The 20,028-nt window shown below is 65.0% G+C and carries 9 protein-coding genes and 1 pseudogene; 1 reads left to right on the top strand and 9 read right to left on the bottom strand.

All coding sequences use genetic code 11. The features are described 5' to 3' along the window. Positions 1–575: 575 nt before the first annotated feature. Together CWT10_RS01925 and CWT10_RS01920 are read right to left on the bottom strand one after the other, a co-directional pair. On the bottom strand, positions 576–3,095 hold the full coding sequence (locus CWT10_RS01925; RefSeq protein ID WP_233188244.1) for an ATP-dependent Clp protease ATP-binding subunit: 2,520 nt from the start codon (positions 3,093–3,095) through the stop codon (positions 576–578). Positions 3,096–3,531: 436 nt separating this feature from the next. After that, positions 3,532–3,705 (bottom strand): annotated as a pseudogene (locus CWT10_RS01920) (D-aminoacyl-tRNA deacylase); the annotation flags it as partial. Positions 3,706–3,833: 128 nt separating this feature from the next. Here CWT10_RS01920 and CWT10_RS01915 point away from each other — a divergent pair. Further along, a complete protein-coding gene (locus CWT10_RS01915) occupies positions 3,834–4,481 on the top strand; it encodes a TetR/AcrR family transcriptional regulator (protein ID WP_103063711.1) in 648 nt (215 codons plus the stop codon). Positions 4,482–4,578: 97 nt separating this feature from the next. On the opposite strand, the gene CWT10_RS01910 is transcribed toward CWT10_RS01915, so the two are convergent. The 7 genes from CWT10_RS01910 to CWT10_RS01880 all read right to left on the bottom strand — a co-directional run bounded on the left by CWT10_RS01910 (position 4,579) and on the right by CWT10_RS01880 (position 19,966). Then, entirely contained in the window at positions 4,579–5,334 is a 756-nt protein-coding gene (locus CWT10_RS01910; protein ID WP_103063712.1) for a thioesterase II family protein, read from the bottom strand. Continuing rightward, a complete protein-coding gene (locus CWT10_RS01905; RefSeq protein WP_168190749.1) occupies positions 5,331–11,774 on the bottom strand; it encodes a non-ribosomal peptide synthetase in 6,444 nt (2,147 codons plus the stop codon). The genes CWT10_RS01910 and CWT10_RS01905 overlap by 4 nt, the downstream gene beginning before the upstream one ends. 4 nt (positions 11,775–11,778) lie before the next feature. Beyond that, a complete protein-coding gene (locus CWT10_RS01900) occupies positions 11,779–17,103 on the bottom strand; it encodes a type I polyketide synthase (protein WP_103063714.1) in 5,325 nt (1,774 codons plus the stop codon). A gap of 191 nt (positions 17,104–17,294) precedes the next feature. Then, a complete protein-coding gene (locus CWT10_RS01895) occupies positions 17,295–18,200 on the bottom strand; it encodes an NAD-dependent epimerase/dehydratase family protein (protein WP_103063715.1) in 906 nt (301 codons plus the stop codon). 226 nt (positions 18,201–18,426) lie between these two features. Continuing rightward, positions 18,427–19,116: a 4'-phosphopantetheinyl transferase family protein gene (locus CWT10_RS01890; protein ID WP_103063716.1), complete on the bottom strand. Its 690-nt coding sequence runs from the start codon at positions 19,114–19,116 to the stop codon at positions 18,427–18,429. After that, on the bottom strand, positions 19,113–19,568 hold the full coding sequence (dtd, locus tag CWT10_RS01885) for a D-aminoacyl-tRNA deacylase (RefSeq protein ID WP_103063717.1): 456 nt from the start codon (positions 19,566–19,568) through the stop codon (positions 19,113–19,115). The genes CWT10_RS01890 and dtd overlap by 4 nt, the downstream gene beginning before the upstream one ends. After that, positions 19,568–19,966, bottom strand: coding sequence for a DUF2516 family protein (locus CWT10_RS01880; RefSeq protein ID WP_103063718.1), 399 nt, complete (start codon positions 19,964–19,966; stop codon positions 19,568–19,570). The genes dtd and CWT10_RS01880 overlap by 1 nt, the downstream gene beginning before the upstream one ends. Positions 19,967–20,028: the final 62 nt, after the last annotated feature.

Raw genomic sequence — 20,028 nt, 5'->3', positions numbered from 1 at the left:
CAGCAGTAACAATAACCGAACTAGCGGCTATCCGATCCGGCACTTGCAGTCAAGGGCGTGGGCCGTGTGTGTCACAGTTCAGACAATGCTGGCCCGGGTCAGGTCAACCCGCGTTCAATCCCGTGCCGACGCCGCACGGCGGGGCAGCTGCCGGATGAACCGGGACGGCTCGCCCGGCGTCGGCTTACCCGCACCCGCCCCGACCCAATCCAGGGCCGCCTCCGCGCAGTCACCCATCTGCTCGGCGGCCGACCTGGGGCTGCCTCGATCCGGGAGATCCCATCCGAAGAAGTAGTCAAGGGGATCGATCCGCGGGTATGGAGGGCGACCCCGACCCGGAAACCGACCCGGGATCGATCCGCGGGTGCGCAGGGCGACCGGTACGAAGACGGCACGGTGAAGGTGATGCTTGAGGCGTAAGTGTCACCGGGAGTGTCATAGGGCGGCCGTAGGGCTCCACGCCCCCGTCACCGCCCCGCGACTTGGACTCGGTCCCTCGGTTTGGGCCGTCTGGCAGCACCCGCCCTAGCAGCCGAACTCGGTGGTTGCTTCATCCGAACTCGGCGGCGCCAGGATCACTGGGTGGGGCCGACGGCTGCCGAGGCGATCTCCTCGGCCTCCCGCACGGCGTCCTCGGCATCCTTCCGGGGCATGCCCCGGAAGGTGAACTCGCCCAGGATGCCCTCGCCCTCGGCGTCGACCAGGACCTTCTGGCCCCGTTCGAGCTCCCCGAAGAGGATCTTCTCGCTCAGGGCGTCCTCAATGTCACGCTGGATGGCGCGACGCAACGGGCGGGCTCCAAGCACCGGGTCGAAGCCGCGCTCGGCGAGCAGCTCCTTGGCGCTGTCGGTCAGCTCGATGCTCATCTCCTGCTCGGCCAGCCGCGCAGACAGGCGCGCAATCATCAGGTCCACGATCTGGCGGACCTCCGCCTTGGTCAGCTGCGGGAAGACGATCAGGTCGTCCACACGGTTGAGGAACTCGGGCCTGAACTGCTGCTTGAGCTCCCGGTTGACGTGGGCCTTCATCTCCTCGTAGTCCATGGTGCCGCCCTCGGTGGACTGGAAGCCCGTGGCCACGGACTTGCCGATGTCCTTGGAGCCGAGGTTGGTGGTCATGATGATGACGGTGTTCTTGAAGTCGACCACGCGGCCCTGGGCGTCGGTGAGGTGGCCGTCCTCCAGGATCTGCAGCAGCGAGTTGAAGATGTCCGGGTGAGCCTTCTCCACCTCGTCGAACAGCACCACACTGAAGGGACGCCGCCGCACCTTCTCGGTGAGCTGGCCGCCCTCGTCGTAGCCGACGTAGCCGGGGGGCGCCCCGAACAGCCGGGAAACCGTGTGCTTCTCCGCGAACTCGGACATGTCTAGCTGGATGAGGGCGTCCTCATCGTCAAAGAGGAACTCCGCCAGGGCCTTGGCCAGCTCGGTCTTACCCACGCCGGTGGGACCGGCAAAGATGAACGAGCCGCCGGGACGCTTGGGGTCCTTCAGGCCCGCACGGGTGCGGCGGATGGACTTGGACAGGGCCTGGATGGCCTTGTCCTGGCCGACGATCCGCTTGTGCAGCTCATCCTCCATGCCGAGCAGCTTGGCGGATTCGGTCTCGGTCAGTTTGAACACCGGGATGCCGGTGGACATGGCCAGCACCTCGGCCACCAGGTTCTCATCCACCTCGGCCACCTGGTCCAGGTCACCGGACTTCCAGGCCTTCTCCTTGGCGACGCGCTCTTCTCCCAGGCGGCGCTCATCGTCGCGTAGAGAGGCGGCCCGCTCGAAGTCCTGATCGTCGATGGCCGATTCCTTCTCCTTCTTGACCGCGGCAATACGCTCGTCGATCTCCCGCAGCTCCGGCGGGGCCGTCATGCGGCGGATGCGCAGGCGGGCGCCGGCCTCATCGATCAGGTCGATGGCCTTGTCCGGCAGGAAGCGGTCGTTGATGTAACGGTCCGCCAGTTTGGCGGCCGCCTCGATCGCCTCGTCGGTGATCACCACGTGGTGGAAGGCCTCGTAGCGGTCACGCAGTCCACCCAGGATGTCGATGGTCTCCTCAATGGAGGGCTGCTCCACCGTCACCGGCTGGAAGCGCCGTTCCAGGGCGGCGTCCTTCTCGATCTTGCGGTACTCCTCCAGGGTGGTGGCACCGATAGTCTGCAATTCGCCGCGGGCCAGCATCGGCTTGAGGATACTGGCGGCGTCGACGGCGCCCTCCGCGGCGCCCGCCCCGACGAGGGTGTGGATCTCGTCAATGAACAGGACAATGTCGCCCCGAGTGCGCACCTCCTTGAGGACCTTCTTGAGCCGTTCCTCGAAGTCACCGCGGTAGCGCGAGCCGGCCACGAGCGAGCCCATGTCCAGGGAGTACAATTGTTTGTCGCGCAGGGTCTCGGGCACGTCCCCGTGCACGATCGCCTGGCTGAGGCCCTCCACGACGGCGGTCTTGCCGACGCCGGGCTCGCCGATCAGGACCGGGTTGTTCTTGGTGCGCCGGGAGAGGATCTGCATAACGCGCTCCATCTCCTTGTGGCGGCCGATGACCGGGTCGAGTTTGCCCTCACGCGCTGCGGCGGTGAGGTTGCGGCCGAACTGGTCCAGGATGGCCGAGCCCGACGGCGTGCCCTCCTTGTTGGAACCTCCAGCGGTGACGGTCTCCTTGCCCTCGTATCCGGAGAGCATCTGCATGACGGTCTGGCGCACGGTGGACAGATCAGCGCCGAGCTTGGTCAGCACCTGGGCGGCCACACCCTCGCCCTCGCGCAGTAGGCCGAGCAGGATGTGCTCGGTACCGATGTAGTTGTGGCCCAGCTGCAGCGCCTCGCGCAGGGACAGCTCAAGCACCTTCTTGGCGCGCGGCGTGAAGGGAATGTGGCCGGAGGGGGCCGACTGGCCCTCGCCGATGATCTCGGTTACCTCGGCGCGCGCGGAGTCCAGGGAGATGTCCATCGACTCCAGCGCCTTGGCGGCGACCCCCTCGCCTTCGTGGATGAGGCCCAGAAGGAGGTGTTCGGTGCCGATGTAGTTGTGGTTGAGCGCGCGGGCCTCGTCCTGGGCCAGGACGACGACGCGGCGGGCGCGGTCGGTAAAGCGTTCGAACATCGCTGATAGCTCCTCGGCACGTGCGGTCGGTGATCGCGTCACCCGGATCCGGGATGTGTACCGGAGGGGAACGCGGGGCACGCGCTGATAAGGCTAACGGTGTAGGGGCGGCGTCGATGCCCCTGTTCGCAGTGGGCGTGAGCAGGGTTGAGCGGGAATGACTCAAGCCTGGGCACAGCGGGTCGGGCCGTGCAGCAGGTCGTGGAGCATGCCCCGACGCCGAGACAGGACGTTCCTGACGGCGAAACCGTATGCTCCTGACGTCCAAACCGGACGTTCCTGACGCCCCGAACCTTGCGAGGACCAGGCACCAGGCACGGGCACGACCGCGTCATCACTCGGGCCTAAAGGTGCCCTCATCGCTTCCGGCAAGGAGATCAACGCGCAGCCTCCGAGATCGTACGGTGCGGCCTCCACGGCCGACAGCGCAACCCCCTCAGGCCTCGACGAGGATCGTGACCAGACCGTCTGCCTCCATGTCGATGCGCATGTGGGCGCCAAAGCGGCCCGTGGCCACCTCGATCCCCCGCTCCCGCAGCGCCTCGGCCACGGCCTCCACCAGCGGCTCAGCCAAAAGCACCGGCGCCGCCCGGTTCCACGACGGCCGCCGGGCGACATCGACCGCTCGCTCCTGGGGGCATCCGCCGATCGATGGGCACTCGTACGGAGCGCGTACAGCCGAGCGGCATCGACCACTGCCGCGGCATCAGCTGACAGGATGAGTATGGTGGTTAGGTGATGCAGCGCCTCAGCCCTCAGCAACCAACGGTCAGCCACCAGACCGACAGAGTTCCGATCGAACGGCGCCGCCGCACGCCTTCAGGAGACGTACGACGGCTCATCCTCGACGCGGCCGACCAGCTGCTGGAGAGCAGGGGGCTAACAGGCGTGACGATCCGCGCCGTGGCCTCACAGGCGGGCACCGCGACCATGACCGTCTACAACCACTTCGGCGACAAGCAGGGACTGCTCGCCGCCCTGGCGGAGCAGCACTTCCGTGAGCTCACGCGCTTGCTTCAGGCGCTCAACGCGTCCGAGCCCCGCCAGCACCTGCGTCGCGCCTGCGCACTCACCCACGACGTGCTCGTGAGCAGGCCGCGAGCCTACGAGCTCATGCTGGGAACCGCGCCCGGCCCCGCCGCCCACTCCGCATTCGCCCAGCTCGTGCGGATCATCGAGCGTGGACAGGTTGTTGGGGCCTTCGTGGACGGCGACGCGACGGCCCTGGCCAACGCCGTGTGGTCAACCCTGCACGGAGCACTGTCCATCGAGGTCCAGCAGCACCACACGGAGGACTGCACAACCGAATGGGTCAATCGCATTGACATGGAGGTGGTCCTGGATCTGATCGAACGCGGCGTGGCCCGCCCCGCCCCGGAACCGTGATCCCGGCCCCATCACCCGCTGAGCGTGTCGGGGCGCGCCCGGCCCCTTCCCGACCTGCTCACCCCTGCTGGACGGCTGCAGTACGACGGCGCTGGCCTCAAGCCCCCTCACCGACTCCCACCAACTGACGAACGCGCCCTCTCACCAAGCCCACCACATCCCGCCAGTGCGACTGGACGAAGAAATGGCCCCCGGGGAGAACGGACACCTCGGTCCGCCCCGAGGAGTGGGCAGCCCAACCGGCGAGCCCCTCCGGCAGCACCGTCGGATCATCCTGCCCGCCCAGGACGAAGATCGGGCAGCTCAGCATGGGGCCGCCGATGTAACGGTAGGAGTCGACGAGCTCGAAGTCCGCCCTCAGAACGGGCATCATGAACTCCATGAGCTCCGCATTCATCGCGACCTCATCCGGAATGCCCCCGATACCCCTGAGCTCCTTAATGAACTCAGCATCGGTCAAGGTCGACCACATGCGCCGCCTCGCCGAACCGGCGGGCGTCGGAGCGCCAGCCCCGGCAACGAAGAGGGCCAATGGCTGAACCGGCATCCTCCTTGCCACCTCAAAGGCCACCACCGCTCCCATCGAGTGACCGAATAGCGCGACCGCGCCGCCAGCGACCGCGGACAAGCCATCCACGAGCGCCTCGACCAGCTCCTCCCACGCGGTCACGGGAGGCTCGGAGAAACGCCTACCGCGCCCGGGAAACGACGCTACATGAATCCTGCACCCCAGATCCTCCGCCGAGAAGCTCCGGAAGATACTAGGACCCGATCCGGCGGGCGGGAACAAAACGAGGTCCGGGGCCAGCGGCCCCATGCCGGCACTCGACTCGTACCAAATGGACTCGGTCATGACACGCCCGCACCACCGTCCGAGCACCCCGCATCGGCCGCCCGTAGACGGAGGAGGAGCTGCGCCGGAGTACTCGCCTCATATAGATCGGCGAGCTTGATCGACAGGCCCCACCGACGACGGACACGGGTCACAAGCTCGATCGCGTCCACGGAACTCCCCCCAAGTTCGAAGAAGTCATCGTGCATGCCGATCCTGGGCGCCGCCTTCAGGACCGACGCCCACAGCTCCACCATCCGCGCCTCGTCATCCGTCCGCGGTGCGACATAGACCGCATCGGGCACCCGGGAGTGCTCGAAGACCGCCGCCACGCGCGCACGGTCGATCTTACCGTTGGACGACAGGGGCATCTCGTCGACCTCGGAGAACATAGATGGGACCATGTACTCCTGGAGTTTGCCACTGACAACCGCGGCCAGCTCCGCATCACTCGCACCCTGAGATCCCCGAACCCGGGTCCACGCACAGGCGAGCCGCTTATCGCCGAGGCCACTGCCGACAGCGACCACAGCCGCCTCATGGACAGCGGGATGAGCGCACACCGCCTTCTCAACCTCTCCCGCCTCAACTCGGTACCCACCGATCTTGAGCTGAAAATCAGAGCGACCGAGAAACTCGATGACACCATCGGGCCGCCGCCTCCCAAGATCGCCTGTGCGGTACATCCTCTCACCCGTCACCGGATGAGAGATGAAGGCCGCCGCCGTCTGATCGGGATCATCCCAGTACCCCAGCGCCAACCCAGCGCCTCGGATGAAGAGATCACCCACAACCCAGTCTCGGCACTCCGACAAACGACGATCGAGCACAACGACGTCCTGATACCGCATCCCGACACCATAAGGGATACTTACCCACTCGGGATCCACGCTATCGATCGCGTAGGTGATGGACCAGATAGAGGCCTCAGTAGCGCCCCCCAGGCTGTGCAGCCGCACACCCGGCGCTACGAGTGCAGCACGAGCGGGCAGACCCAACGGAATCCAGTCACCACTGAGAAGCGCCAGGCGTAACGGCGGTTCAGCGCCCTCGTCGAGCGCACTTAGATAGAGCTGGAACAATGCCGGAACAGAATTCCAGACCGTGACACCATTGTCTCTCACCATCTCAACGAGGCAAATAGGATCCAAACGTTCAGTACGATCAGGAACCACGACAGCCCCACCGGCGCACATCATCCCGAAGATGTCGTAAACCGACAGATCGAAACTCAGTTCCGATATGGCCAGCACAGAATCATCCTCGGTGACACCGAACCGTTCATTGACGTCATCAATCGTATTGAGAGCGGCGCGATGACTGATCATCACCCCTTTCGGGGTCCCTGTCGAGCCCGATGTGAAAATAACGTAGGCGAGGTCGTCGGGCCTGGCGGTGCTCTCGTGGAGCGCAGCAGATCCATCAGCGCGCACCAGACCCTCGTCGACGACCACCGCGGTGACATCGAGCAGCGCCTCCACCCGCGCACGGAACTGCTGCTGGGTGAGCACCACCCTGACACCGGCCTGAGTGAGCACGCGCGCGAGCCGCTCATCCGGCATAGCAGGGCCGACCGGAACGTAAGCGGCCCGTCCCACGATCCCGAGGACAGCGGCGACCTGCTCCCAGCCGGGTTCCATGAGCACTGCGACCAGCTCGCCGCGTTCCACCGCCAGCTCGCGCAGCCTCAGTGCGACACCACCTGCCACCGCAGCGAGCTCGCCATAGCTCATCGAACCGTCCGACGTCACCACCGCCGCCGCATCGGGACGCCTCGCCACAGACTGCAGGAATCCATCGAGCAGCGTCCCCCGAGGAGCCCCTTCGCTCGCCAGCTCCTTGGGGACGACCACCGGAGCGGGCTCCTCCCAGGCCGCCGGGCACACGGCGAGGGAGTCGATCAGAGCAACCCACTCATGGAACATGGCATCGAGCATCCCCTCGGGATACACCTCCCGCACGATGTCCCAGTTGCAGCGCAGGTCGCCCCTGTCGTCCTCCCAGATGCCACAGTCGAGCCAGACCTGAGACGTCTGGGTGACCCCGTACTCGGGCTGATGACGCATCGGGAAGCTCTCGTCGGGCATGGGCATCCCACCCAGCGTCGAGGTAAACACAACCGGGAAGTGCGCCGAGGCCGGCGTGCCGTGATAGCGAGCGTACTCCCTCTGAACTCTCACCCCGGTCATGTCGTTGAACTCCAGGACCTCCCAGAGTCGACGCTGGATGCGCACCGCATTGGACAAGAAGCCCTCACGCAGATCGACAGCAATCGGGAGTAGAGTCACCGAGGTGAACTCGCCGACGATCTGCTCGACATCTTCATGGAACGGCTTCCTGCTCAGGAAGGTCATGTTAATGCAGAACTCCGGGGAGCGGCTGTACCTGGCGAGCACCATGGCGTAGGCAGCGAGGCACAGACTGCTCGGCGTCAGACCGGAAACTCCGCACCTACCCTTCAGCTCGTCCCACCGGTCCTTCTCAACACGCGCATGGAGGCGCGTGAACCGAGGAGCAACCACATCATCTGGGCGTCCCCGCATCGGCAGGTCGGGAGCGGCCGGCAGCTTCGGAATCATCGACTTCCAGAAGGCCTCCGAGCGTCGATACCTATCGCCGCCTCGGCTCTCGATCTCCGCCAGCACATAGTCACGGAACCGGAAGTCCGAAACGGGATCCACCGCAAGCCCATCATGTATGCGGCTCAACTCAACGGCGATGAGAACGAAACTTTTCGCATCCAGTAGTAGCGCATCAGTACTGAAATGGAGAACAAGCAGGTCACCAGGGAGGGCCGACACCCGGATATCAAAGTTGGGCCAGGACGTCACATCCAGTCGTTGATGAGACAGTTCTTCGCGCACCGCCGCAAGATGAGCCTCGACCTCCTCATTGTCCGCGTTCCGCAGGTCATACACCCACGGGTCGTAGCGCGGGACCTCGGGAAGAACACGCTGCTCCCCATGGTCAACGATCACGCACCGCATCATGTCATGCCGCGCAATCACCTCATTGAGCGCATCAGCAAACCTACGCGGGTCCAGCCCCCTGCCATGAAACTCATCATAACTATGGGTCGACACGCCACTGAACTCGAAAGCATCGTTTCGCCCGAGCCAGTAGGCCTGCTGCACGTCGGTCAGCGGAAAACCGTCATAGCGGTGACGCGGATCCGGTTCCACGATCGGGTAGTCCTCGGATCCGGATCCCGCCTGCGACCGCTGAGCGATCCGATGCGCCAGCCCCTCGACCGTAGGGCAGTCGAAGAGATCGGAGATTCTCATGTCCACGTTGAAGCCGCGTTTGATCCGCCCCACCAGATCGAGAGCGGTCAGGGAGTGGCCCCCGAGTGCGAAGAAGTCGTCCTCGACTCCTACCCGGCCGCACTCAAGCACCTCGCAGAAGAGATCGCACAACTTGCGCTCCACGTCGTCCCTCGGCGCCACTCTGCCGCTAATGGCGTCAGGCGCGTGCCGTCGCACGAGTTGCTCACGATCAATTTTCCCACTCGCGAGGAAGGGGAGGGAGTCCGTCAGGACAATTTGAGGCACCATCGCCGTCGGCAGGTCGTTCAACAGAGCGGATCGCCACATCTGCGTGTCGATGTCACTCGCGTCGGAGACTACCCAGGTCACCAGTTGGGTACCCGACTCATCCTCCCGCACGACGCTGGCGCAGTCCGATACTCCGGCAAGTCGGCGCACCGCATTGTCGACCTCACTCAGCTCGATACGGACCCCTCGTATCTTCACCTGCCCGTCGCGACGACCGACGAGCACAAGCCTCCACCGCCAGTCCCAGTATGCGTAATCGCCCGTACGGAACACCCGCTCAGCGCGCCCATCGCTCCCCACGACGACGCTGGCATACCGAACATTCAGGTCCTCAGCCCCACCAACGTACCGATTGTCAATGCACTCGCCCCCGATGAGCACCTCGCCGATGACAAAACGAGGGAGCAACTGGTCCTGCTCGTCAACCACATAGATAGCCGCACCCGGCAGCGGGGATCCGATAGGAACGGGCGCCTCATCCGGCACGGGGTCGTCAGTACGCACCACCCAGCCCGTTGAGTCGATCGTCGTCTCAGCAAGTCCATAGGTGTTATCGAGCTGGGAGCCCGCTCCCAGTACGTCCGCTTCCCACTGCCTGGCCTCACCCATCGTCCATTTCTCCGAGGCCACGACCACATGCGGAACATGAAGACGACGACCGCTCTGACGCAGATACGCAGCCAGACGCCGGAAGACGCTGGGAACGAACTCAACGAAATCGGGCCCACTCTCCGCCAGTAGGTCTGCTAGCAAGTCGGGGTTCGCCGCGATTTCCGACGAGACTATCACCAGCCGACCTCCCGTGCCAAGAGCCCGCGCGACGTCGCCGTAGAAGACATCGAAGGCACTCGACGCGATCTGAGCGACGCAGGGACCATCGAGGCTGAAACGCTGGCGCCAGGCCTCCATGACGTGCACATAGGACTTCTGCGACACGAGGATGCCCTTTGGCCGTCCCGTTGATCCGCTCGTGTAGACGAGATACGCCTGGGGATCCTCCACGAAGACGTCATCACGGATCTCTCCACGGGGCAACTCGGATAGGATCCACGGCCCCGCCCCATTCTTGTCCCGGATGCCCGTGACCTCTGCAAGCTGCCCCCGCTCCGTCACGACAACCGCCTGGCAGTCATTCACCATCGCCTGGATCCGCGACAAGGGCGCGGACGGATCGACAACGAGCGGCGTCGCTCCCGCCTTCCACGCTCCCAGAAGCGCGGCCAGGAGCCCGCTCGACCGCGGTAGGACGATCGCGACGACCTCGCCGGGGTCCGCAACCGAGGCCAGCCTCAGTGCAATGTCGGTGCTGGCCTTGTCAAGCTGCTCGTAGGTCAGGACGGACCTCACGTCCCTGACAGCCTCACGCTGTGGAAAACGTGCAGCGCCATCCTCGAAGGCCTCGAGGAGCGTCGTCGCCCTCGGCCGGCACCGCGGTCCTCGGCACACCCGCAGCAGCTCCGTACGGCGCTCCTCGCTGAGCAGGCTCAGGCTGCCCACCGTGTCTTCAGGGCGTCGCGCCATCTCCTCGGCCATTACCAGCATGGTTCGCGCGATCTCGGCCACGGCATCGCGGGACAGCACATCGGAGCGGTACTCGAACACCAGACGGATCGTCGAGCCCTCATCAACGATATCGAGCGAGAGGTCGAACTTCGAGGTCCCGAAGTCGAGATCTCGATACTCGAATGACACACCGCCGCCACTCAACCTTGTCAAGGCCGGCTGGAAGGTGAACAGCACCCTGAAGATGGGATGAGTACCCGATGAACGCAGCGGATTGACGATATCGACGATCCGCTCGAACGGCACGTGGTCGTACGACAGCGCCTCTGTGCTGGACCGGGACACCTCACGCACGAGGCTGCGCGTACTGGCAGACGCGTCGACCGTCACGCGAACGGGAACCGTGTTGACGAACGTCCCGATAAGACCGTGCGTCAACGGGTCCTGGCGCCCGCTCACGGGCGTACCGACGACGATGTCGCTCTCGCCGCACGACCTGGCCAGTACCGCGGAGAACAGTCCGAGTGCGACCGAGAACGGCGTGACATCCTCATCGCGACCGATCTTCTGCAGACGCGCCCAGACGGCCTCATCCATACGAACGATATGGAGACCACCTGCATTCGACGGGCCGGTCGCCGGCCTCGCACCCGGGAGCCCGAGACTTTGAGGAATACCACTGAGGTAATCCTTCCAGAAATCCTCGTCGCGCCGATCCGGATTCACTGAGCCACTGAGCTCGCACATTCGCTCCAACAAGCGGCGACGACGCCCCTCGAAGACCACATGGTCTCGGTAGCCCCACGTCGGCGGAGCCGGGTCGCCACCACCCAGAATCGTGAGGAGCTCACCCATGAAGACCTTGAGCGACCAGCCATCGAAAACCAGATGGTGGAAGGAGCAGACCACATACCTCGGCGTGCCCTCAACGCAGATCAGCAGAATCCTGAACAAAGGCGGCCGCGAAATGCTGAAGGGTCTCCGCACGAACTCCTTGGCGCAACCAGCCGCCCACTCCTCGACATCGCGAGCATCCCGAGGGATCTCCACCCGCTCAACAGGAGCCGGCACCTCGGGAACGACCTTGAGGAGCGGAGGGTCGCCCACGACGGCCCCCCGGAGGACATCGTGCCGCAGCATCACCTGCTCCACTGCAGCCCGGAACTCCTGCACCGAGAGATCGCCGTCAACGGAGAAGAATCCGGGAATGTTGTAGCTCGGATCGCCGTCATTCGCACGACTGAGATACCACAGCCTCAGCTGCGCCGGCGACAGATGCACGGCCTCATCGGGCGCGACCCGCTCCTTTCGAATTCGATCCAGCTCGCGCTTCTCATAGCGAGACAGGAAGCTCTCCCTCTGTTGAGGGGTCAGTCGCTCAAGACGTTCCCGAAGGTCATTCACGTGGTCACTCATCATCGACACCCTTCATCATCCCAGGATCACCATCTGCCGTTTCTGCGAGCAGTGCCTCGACCTCAGGATCGATCGTCTCGTCGGACCACAGATCCATCTTGGTGGCGACGCTCTCCGTCAGACCATTGAGAGTCATCCCCTTGAGCAGGCTCACGATCGACACGTCAACCCCGAGGGCGGTCTCGATCCGGGCCTTGATCTCGATCCCGAGCATGGAGTCCATCCCCAAGGAGGTAAGCGGCGCATCGTACCTCATTCGATCACGATCATAGCGCAGCACGTTCGCGACAAGATCGGCAACACCCTCGCGGATCCGTTGCTCCCGCTCGTGGGGCGGGGCCGCGGCGATGGCCTCGCGCATTGACTCCCCGCCGATCTGCTCCGCTTGAGAGTCGGCTGCCTCATAGTGCCGAAGCATTGCAGGGGCACTGCCACCGGGGTAGGTGCTAATCGTTCGCTTCCAATCAGGGGCGATAGGCGCCACTTGAACCAGGTCGTTAGCGAGAGCGCATTCAAGCGCTTCGGTTCCCTGAACACTGGTGTTCGGGTGCAGACCCCGGCGATCGAAGAACTCCATGAGGTCGAGTTGAGTCGCCATGCCGACATCACCCCACGGTCCCCAGTTCATGGATAGACCATGCTCCCCCCTGCTGCGGCGCGCATAGGCGAGGGAGTCCATGAAGGCGTTTCCTGCGGCATAGTTAGCTTGACCTGGAGACACGATGAGCGAGGCCACCGACGAATACATGACGAAGAAGTCGAGGCCCGTCTTGAAAGCGCGGTCGAGGTTCCACGCCCCGTCCACCTTGGGACGCAGGATCTCCCTAAAATCCGCTTCGGTCATGTCGACGACGAGCCGGGGTACGGACGTTCCAGCGGCGTGAATCACACCCTTGATCTCCGGTCTTCCCGCATCCCTTCGCTCACGCAGCAGATTCTCGACGGCGCATCCGTCGGCAACATCGCAGCCGACCAGCTCCACATCAACGCCGGCCCGCTCCAGGTCCATGACCGTCCTCATCCGCTGGTCATCAAGGATCGCCCACTGATCTCGGTCGGGAAGCACCGATCTCCCGACGAGGACGAGGTGACGCGCTCCATGCTCGACCAACCATCGTGCCGTGACGAGTCCAAGCGCCCCGAGTCCGCCGGAGATCAGATAGGCGGCATCCTCACGAAGCGGTGGCAGCACCACCGGTCGCAACACGGTCGGCACCATTCTCGGCACCCATCGCCGGCCTCGCCTCAACGCGACCTGATCCTCTCCGCGCCCACCGAGCACCTCTTCGACCACGCGCACCGCGTTGCCCGCCGTGTCGTCGACATCGATGATGCCCCCGTGCAGCCCGGGCATCTCGAATTGCCCCACCGCCCGTCCAAGGCCCCAGAGCACCGCACCGGTGGGGTCGATACGGGCTTCGGCAACGCTCTGTGCCAAACGCGTGATGGTCCATATCCTCGGCATGCGAGTGCCGCTGCCGTTCGCCTGCGCCTGGAACAGGTGCAGGCTGCCCACACCGAGCTCGGCGGCCCGGGCGGGTGCGCACAAGGGGCTGCCATCCAGTGCGCGCAGATCGATCACAGCCCCGACGGCATCGCTCATGCCGTCGCCCGACGACCAACCGGCGGCGTGGGGATCGGCGACTCGCACCACCCGCTTGCCACGCGATCGCAGCTCGGACTCGATCTCCACCGCCAGCACAGATGATCCCATCACGGCGAACCCGTCGGGCTCAGAACCCGGGTCACCGCCCTCGGGCTCGACCTCCTTCCACTCCACACCGACGTACTCCACAGGATGGGGCGCACCGGAAGCACTGACGTCTCGCGCCCGGCACCCGGAGATCTGCATGAGCACGCGTCCCTCCTGGTCGGTCAGGACGACGTCCCCACGAATCTCCTCCTCATCGGTCCCCTCCGAGACCGTCGCGTGCACGATCACCTCCGCGGGCAGCTCATGTGCAAGACCGCCCTGGGAGACTGCTACGGGCATGAACGTCCGATCGGTGGCAACCGTATGACTGGCCAGAGCAAGCGTCTGGAACGCGATGTCGATGAGCACCGGGTGGCAGCAGAAAGCGCGAAGACCGTCGACCAGATCACCAGGCAGCGCGGCGTACCCGGTCGCCCTGCCCTCACCCCTGCGCACCGTCGTCAGCGCCCTGAACGACCGGCCATAGTTGAGTCCCAGGTCGAGGAGCTCCTCATACGCCGACGCTGAGTCCAACGTCTCCGCATCGTCGATGGGCGGAGCATCCACGTAGGCCGAGGTCGCAGGAGAGGACAGGACCACCCGCCCAGTGGCGTGCTGCTGCCAGTCGTTCTGCCGCCTGCTGCTCACGCTGAAGCGGCCCGAGTCACGATCGAAACGCAGCCGTACCGGCGCAGGAGCCTCCGGATCCAGATAGAGCGCGCGCTCGAAGCTCACATCATGGAACGTGAGCCTGGACAACCGTCCATAGACGCGTTCGGCTGCCCACATCGCGAGCTCGACGTAGCCCGCCGCCGGGAAGACGACCTCATCCTCGATCCGATGGTCGTCCAACCACGCCAGATCATCGGTGAAGAGATCGACATCCCACACCTGCGTCCCGCCGTCGTCGCCATGCGCGATGAATGGATGGGGCCTGGAAGCGACCCGCCGGGCCGAGGCCTCGGACTCCTGCCAGTAGGCCTGCCGCCGCCAGGGGTAACATGGCAGCCGTCCCGCGACGGAGGCCCCACGATACATCTCCTGCCAGCTCACCCGCACACCGCAGCAGTACAGCCGCCCGACCGCACTAAGAAGGTACTCTATGTCGGACTCGCCCCGGCGCAGAGTCGCCACCGTACGGTCCCTGCAGTCCTTCTTCCGATCCTCGGTACTCTCGATGAGCGACCGGGTCAGCGCCGGATGCGGCGTCACCTCTAGGAACACATCGGCACCCAGATCCACCAGAGTGCCAACCGCCTCGTTGAACTGCACGGTCCGCCTGACGTTGGCGTACCAGTACCCCGCATCCAGCTCGGACCCGTCGACGACCGCGCCCGTCACCGTCGAGACCATTGGTATCCTCGTCAGACGTGGGCTCAGGTCCTTCAGCCTCAACCGGATCTCCGCCTCGAGCGGCTCCATCCGGCTGGAGTGGTAGGGGACCTCGCCGGGAACCATGCGATTGAAGACCTCGGCCCGGTCCAGGTGCGCTCCGAGATCGCGCAGCTGGTCCTCGGGACCCACCAGCGCACAGGAGGCCGGGCTGTTGACGGCGGCCGTCTCCAGATCATGGTCCTGCCGCCACGCGGCCATCAGCTCCCGCGCTCGCTCGTGCGAACAGCCCACTGCGAGCAGTCGTCCCTGCCCGGCCGCCGTCTGCTGAGTCACGCTTCGTGTGACGCTGACGAGTGTGGCCTCCTGCAGGGAAAGCGCACCCGCGGCGTACGCCGCCGCCGGCTCACCGGCGCTGTGACCGCACACAACTGCCGGCTTGATACCCCATGACGCCAGGAGCGCCGTCAATCCCACCTGAAGGGCGAATCCCGCAGGTTGCGCGTAGATGGTCTGGGCCATCATCCTCTCGTCAAGCCCTCCGGTGAACGCATCGGTCAACCGCCAGGGAAGACTCTCGGAGGCATATGAGGCAATTGTCTCAATCGTCCTCCTGAAGACCTCCTCCGAGGCATACAGCTCCGCCCCCATCCCGTTCCACTGAGGCCCCATCCCGGAGTACACGAATGCCAAACGAGAAGACGGATCGGACCGGATCGCGTCATCCGCCCCGACCGTTCGTAGAAGCTCAACAACCCGCTCAGCGCTACTCGCACTGACCGAGCACCTCATAGGATGGTGGTCCCGTGCCACCACGAGCTGGGCGGCAACCTCATGAACCGATCGACCCGATTCCTCAATATAATCGGCGATCTGGTGGGCCCGAGCCTCGAGCGCCTCAGGTGAACGCGCCGACAGTGCGAGCAGTACCGCCCCGCCTCCCTCAACGCCGCGCTCACCCGACTCCTCATCACTGCGACGTAGGATAACCTGGGCGTTCGCGCCACCAAATCCGAAGGAATTGACAAGCGCGTAGCGGTCGTGAGGCCCCAACGGAACGACGCCCGTCGGGATGGCGAGATTTAGTGCCTCGAGATCGATGGCGGAGTTCACCTGGTTGACGTGCAATTGCGGAACGATCTCACCGTGGTGCAGCTCCAGCACCGCTTTGATGAGCCCGGCAACACCGGCGGCCGCCTCGAGATGGCCGATGTTGGCCTTGACGGATCCAATGTAGCACGGGGACTTCCGCCCCTCACCGAGGACCCGTCCCAGAGAGTTCGCCTCAATCGGATCACCAACAGGAGTGCCGGTGCCGTGCGCCTCAACGAAGGCAATCTCGTTCGAGGACAGGCCGGCCCGGGCGAGAGTGAGCCTGGTCAAGTCACTCTGGGCGTCACCATTAGGTACGGTGATCCCCTCACTGGCACCATCTTGGTTGACGCCGCTCGCCACAATCGTCGCGTAACACGACTGCCGCCCAGGGTCCACTCCGTCACCGGGCATCAGCACCACGACGCCCGCTCCCTCCCCGCGGACATATCCGTTAGCGCTGCCATCGAACGGATGAGAGGTGCCGGTCGGCGACAACATTCCAGCCCGCGACTCAGCCACCATGTAGGCCGGGCTCATGATGGCGTTCACGCCACCAACGACAGCAATATCGCACTCCCCCCGCTCGAGGGAGGTGACGGCCATATGCGTCGCGGTGAGGCTCGAGGAGCACGCGGTATCGACGGTCACACTTGGCCCACGGAAGTTGTAGACGTAGGACAAGCGGTTCGCCAGGAGGGTCATCATCGACCCCGTGGCCGTATGGGGAGTGACGCCGGAGTACTCTGATCCCCCGAGCTGCATCATCATGTACTCGAGGGTAAATCCGCCCACGAACACACCGACCCGGAGCCCCCCGAGGATATCCTCGGTGAGCGATGCGTCCTCGAGCGCCTCATAGGCCACTTCAAGCAGGAGACGCTGCTGAGGGTCAAGAGTCTCCGCCTCCCGCGGCGATATCCCGAAGAACTCGGCATCGAACGAGGTCACGTCCGAGATGAAGCCGCCCCACTTCGTCCTCGACCTGCCGCGAACGCCCCTCGAGGAGAAGAACGATGTCGCGTTCCAGCGATCGGCCGGAACTTCGGATATGGAATCAACCCCTCCCCGGATATTCGCCCAGAAATCAGAGACCGTCTGCGCCCCCGGGAATCGACACGCCATCCCCACGATTGCAACCGACTGTGCACTCACCTTAACCACGCCTTCAGTAGTCTTCAGATACGATATAGAGAGCATGCGCGCATAGCGGAGCACCCATCGAACATCGATGGGGGACTCTGCGCACAACGATTCAGAGTCCGGACGGCGACCGGAGAAGGAAGCCCACCCCTTCGGGTCGCCTGCGAGCCCTGACCAACCCTCAGCGCCAGGAGGCGCCGCCGGCGACCTGGAAGAGACAGGGCCCGCCGAGCGGAGTCAACAGCAGCTCAGCCCAGCGCCCCCAAGGTCTGAGCAACCGAGTCCTCAAGGCTCGTGGCCGCGTCACCGAAGTGCTCGGTGTACTGGGACGAATCAACGAGGAAGGGCTTCGCATGGATGTAGTAGGTCTCCCGAAGCGATCGCATCGTCGGACTCACCAGACCAAAAGCTGCGAGCATGAAGCTGTTGGCGACACGGAACTTTGGCTTGACCCCGGGCCCGGAACCGATCGCAGTGAGAAGCTCGCGCTGCGACATGGCCGGCTGAACCGGCGCAAGCCACACCCGACCATGCGAACTACGGTCGTGCGCGACATTGACAAGCGCTCGTCCGAAGTCATCGATATAGGTCATGGAGTGGAGCTCGTCCGGCGACCCGAGGGCGGGAACCGGCTTACCGGCCATCATCGCCTCGATCTCCGCCCGCCCCGCTCTCGATGTCCCAACACCGGGGCCGTAGAAGGACGACGACCGTACCACGGCCGTCGAGAGTCCTCGACTGGACAGAACCATCTGATCCAGCCGGGCCCTGAGCCTGCCCTTCGGGCCTCGCGCCAGCTCCCGGGAGGACTCGGAGATGACGATGCCCTGATCGCCGTAGGGGTACAGGTTCCCCGCAAACACCAGCGTCGTTCCCTCCTTGAGCCCCGCAAGCACCGCACTGACGAGGGGCTCGAACTCCGACGCCCACCGCACCATCGGAGGGGCGGCGCACAGATAGACGCGCTCCGCGCCCGCTGCGACCCGGGCGACGGCGCTCGCATTGTTGGCATCCAGACGGACCCAGTCGTCAGAGAAACCATGGGGCCGATTCCTCGAGGCTGCGGTAACAGCCTGCCCTCGGGTAGTGAGAACGCGGACAACAGACCGACCCACAGGGCCGCAGCCAATCACAAGATCTGCAGCACTCGCCATGAACTAACCTCTCAGAGAAAATAAAGAAGCGCACGGCGTCGCCACTCTGCAAGCAATGACTACGCGACCACCGAGGAAGCGCTGCAGCTATTCTTATCGCTGCGAATCCAGGCTACCACTGAGGGCCGAGCTTGTAAAACGACGTTCTATAGTATGTGACTTTCACAATATCTTCACCCCTAGTTTATAGGACACCTACAGACTAGGACTCGTGGAGACTCCCGTGTCACCGATCCTGCCCAGCCCGAGCACGCTCCCAGTCGCCCGATGGAACCGCCAGCGCTGCGACCAGCAGGCCGCGCTCGGCCAGCCACCGCCCGCTCAGCGGCCCCAGACCGTTGCCGCTTCTGCGCACACAGACCGTGAACCGACCGTCACAGCTGATGGTGACCTCAGCGTCCTCGAAGTCCAGCCAGGTCCCTTCACAGGGGAACCAGGCCTTGAACACGCACTCCTTGATGCTGAACAGGAGCCGGTCGAAGGACACTCCGGGACTCCAGGACGCGAGGCGCTCGCACAGGTGCTTCTCCCTCGCCGAGGCGACATGCTCCAACACACCCGCAGGCAGGGCCGCATCGGGCTCCGCATCGATCCCAATCGAGTCCAGGTCAGATGCCATCGCCACAGCCGCGGCACGGTAGCCCCGGCAGTGCGTCATTGAGCCCACCACCCCCGGGGGCCACGATGGTTCCCCCGCCGGACCCGGTACCTGTGCAGGACGCCGATGGCCGATGTCATGCAGAGCCCGGTCGGCACACCAGCGGACTGTGGTGAACTCCCGGATCCTGCCGGCAACGGCGCCAGCGATGAAGGCCTGCTCCTGCGGATAGAGGGGATAAGGCCGCTCCTGCCTCGTTTCGACGACGGCAACCGACGGCGGCAGCAGCAACCGCAGCCACTGCGCCTGCTGGCTCATGCCTCCACCAGGATCGTCACGGGACCGTCCAGTTCGGCGTCGATATCCATATGAGCGCCGAAGCTGCCCGTGGACACCTCCAGGCCGCGGCCGCGCAGCTCGGCGACCACCGCCTCCACCAGGGGTTCGGCCACCGCCCCCGGGGCCGCACCGTTCCAGGAGGGACGCCGCCCCTTGCGCACGTCGGCGTACAGGGTGAACTGAGAGATGACCAGCACCGGCGCCCCCAGGTCGGACACCGACACCTCCCGTCCCGCGGCCCCGCCGTCGTCGCCGGGACCGTCGAAGAGCCGCAGCTCGGCGATCTTGCGGGCAACCGTGGCCACCTGCGCGGCGCCGTCGTCATGAGTGACCCCCACCAGGGCGAGTAACCCGGGCCGGTCTATCGAACCGACCACCTCGCCGTCGACCCGCACGGCCGCCCGGCGCACGCGCTGAAGAACGGCGCGCATCAGCGGCCGGGAGTCCAGTCGCGCGGGCCCCGACCGCCCCCGAGACCGCCACGGCCGTTGCCGCTTCCGGGGAAACGGATGGAGGAACGCACCCGCACCGGCGAGTAGTACCGCAGTGCGGGGCGGACATCGGCCAGGTAGACGGCACTGGCGACCACGCCCAGCAGGCCCAGCATGGAGTTGGACCCCATCAACACGAGCACAGCGATGCTCACAGCATTGACACCGAGCCAGAAGCCCTTGGTGCGCTTGCCGGCGGCAATGAAGTGGGAGGAGTCGCGGGTCAGCGCGTCGAAAAGCGCCCAGACGCCCAGGCCCACGGCGGCGAGCTGCGCAAGCCGCCAGATCAAGCCGACGGCCAGCGCCAGGTAGTAGGCGACGAGTCCCAGAATCTCCACCCCTCAACTGTAGCCTCCGCCTCGCGACGCCGCGAGCGTCATCCCCCTTGGGCGAAAGCGCG

Source organism: Actinomyces qiguomingii (genome assembly GCF_004102025.1).
Lineage (GTDB): Bacteria > Actinomycetota > Actinomycetes > Actinomycetales > Actinomycetaceae > Actinomyces > Actinomyces qiguomingii.
This window is presented reverse-complemented; position numbering and strand designations above follow the sequence as displayed.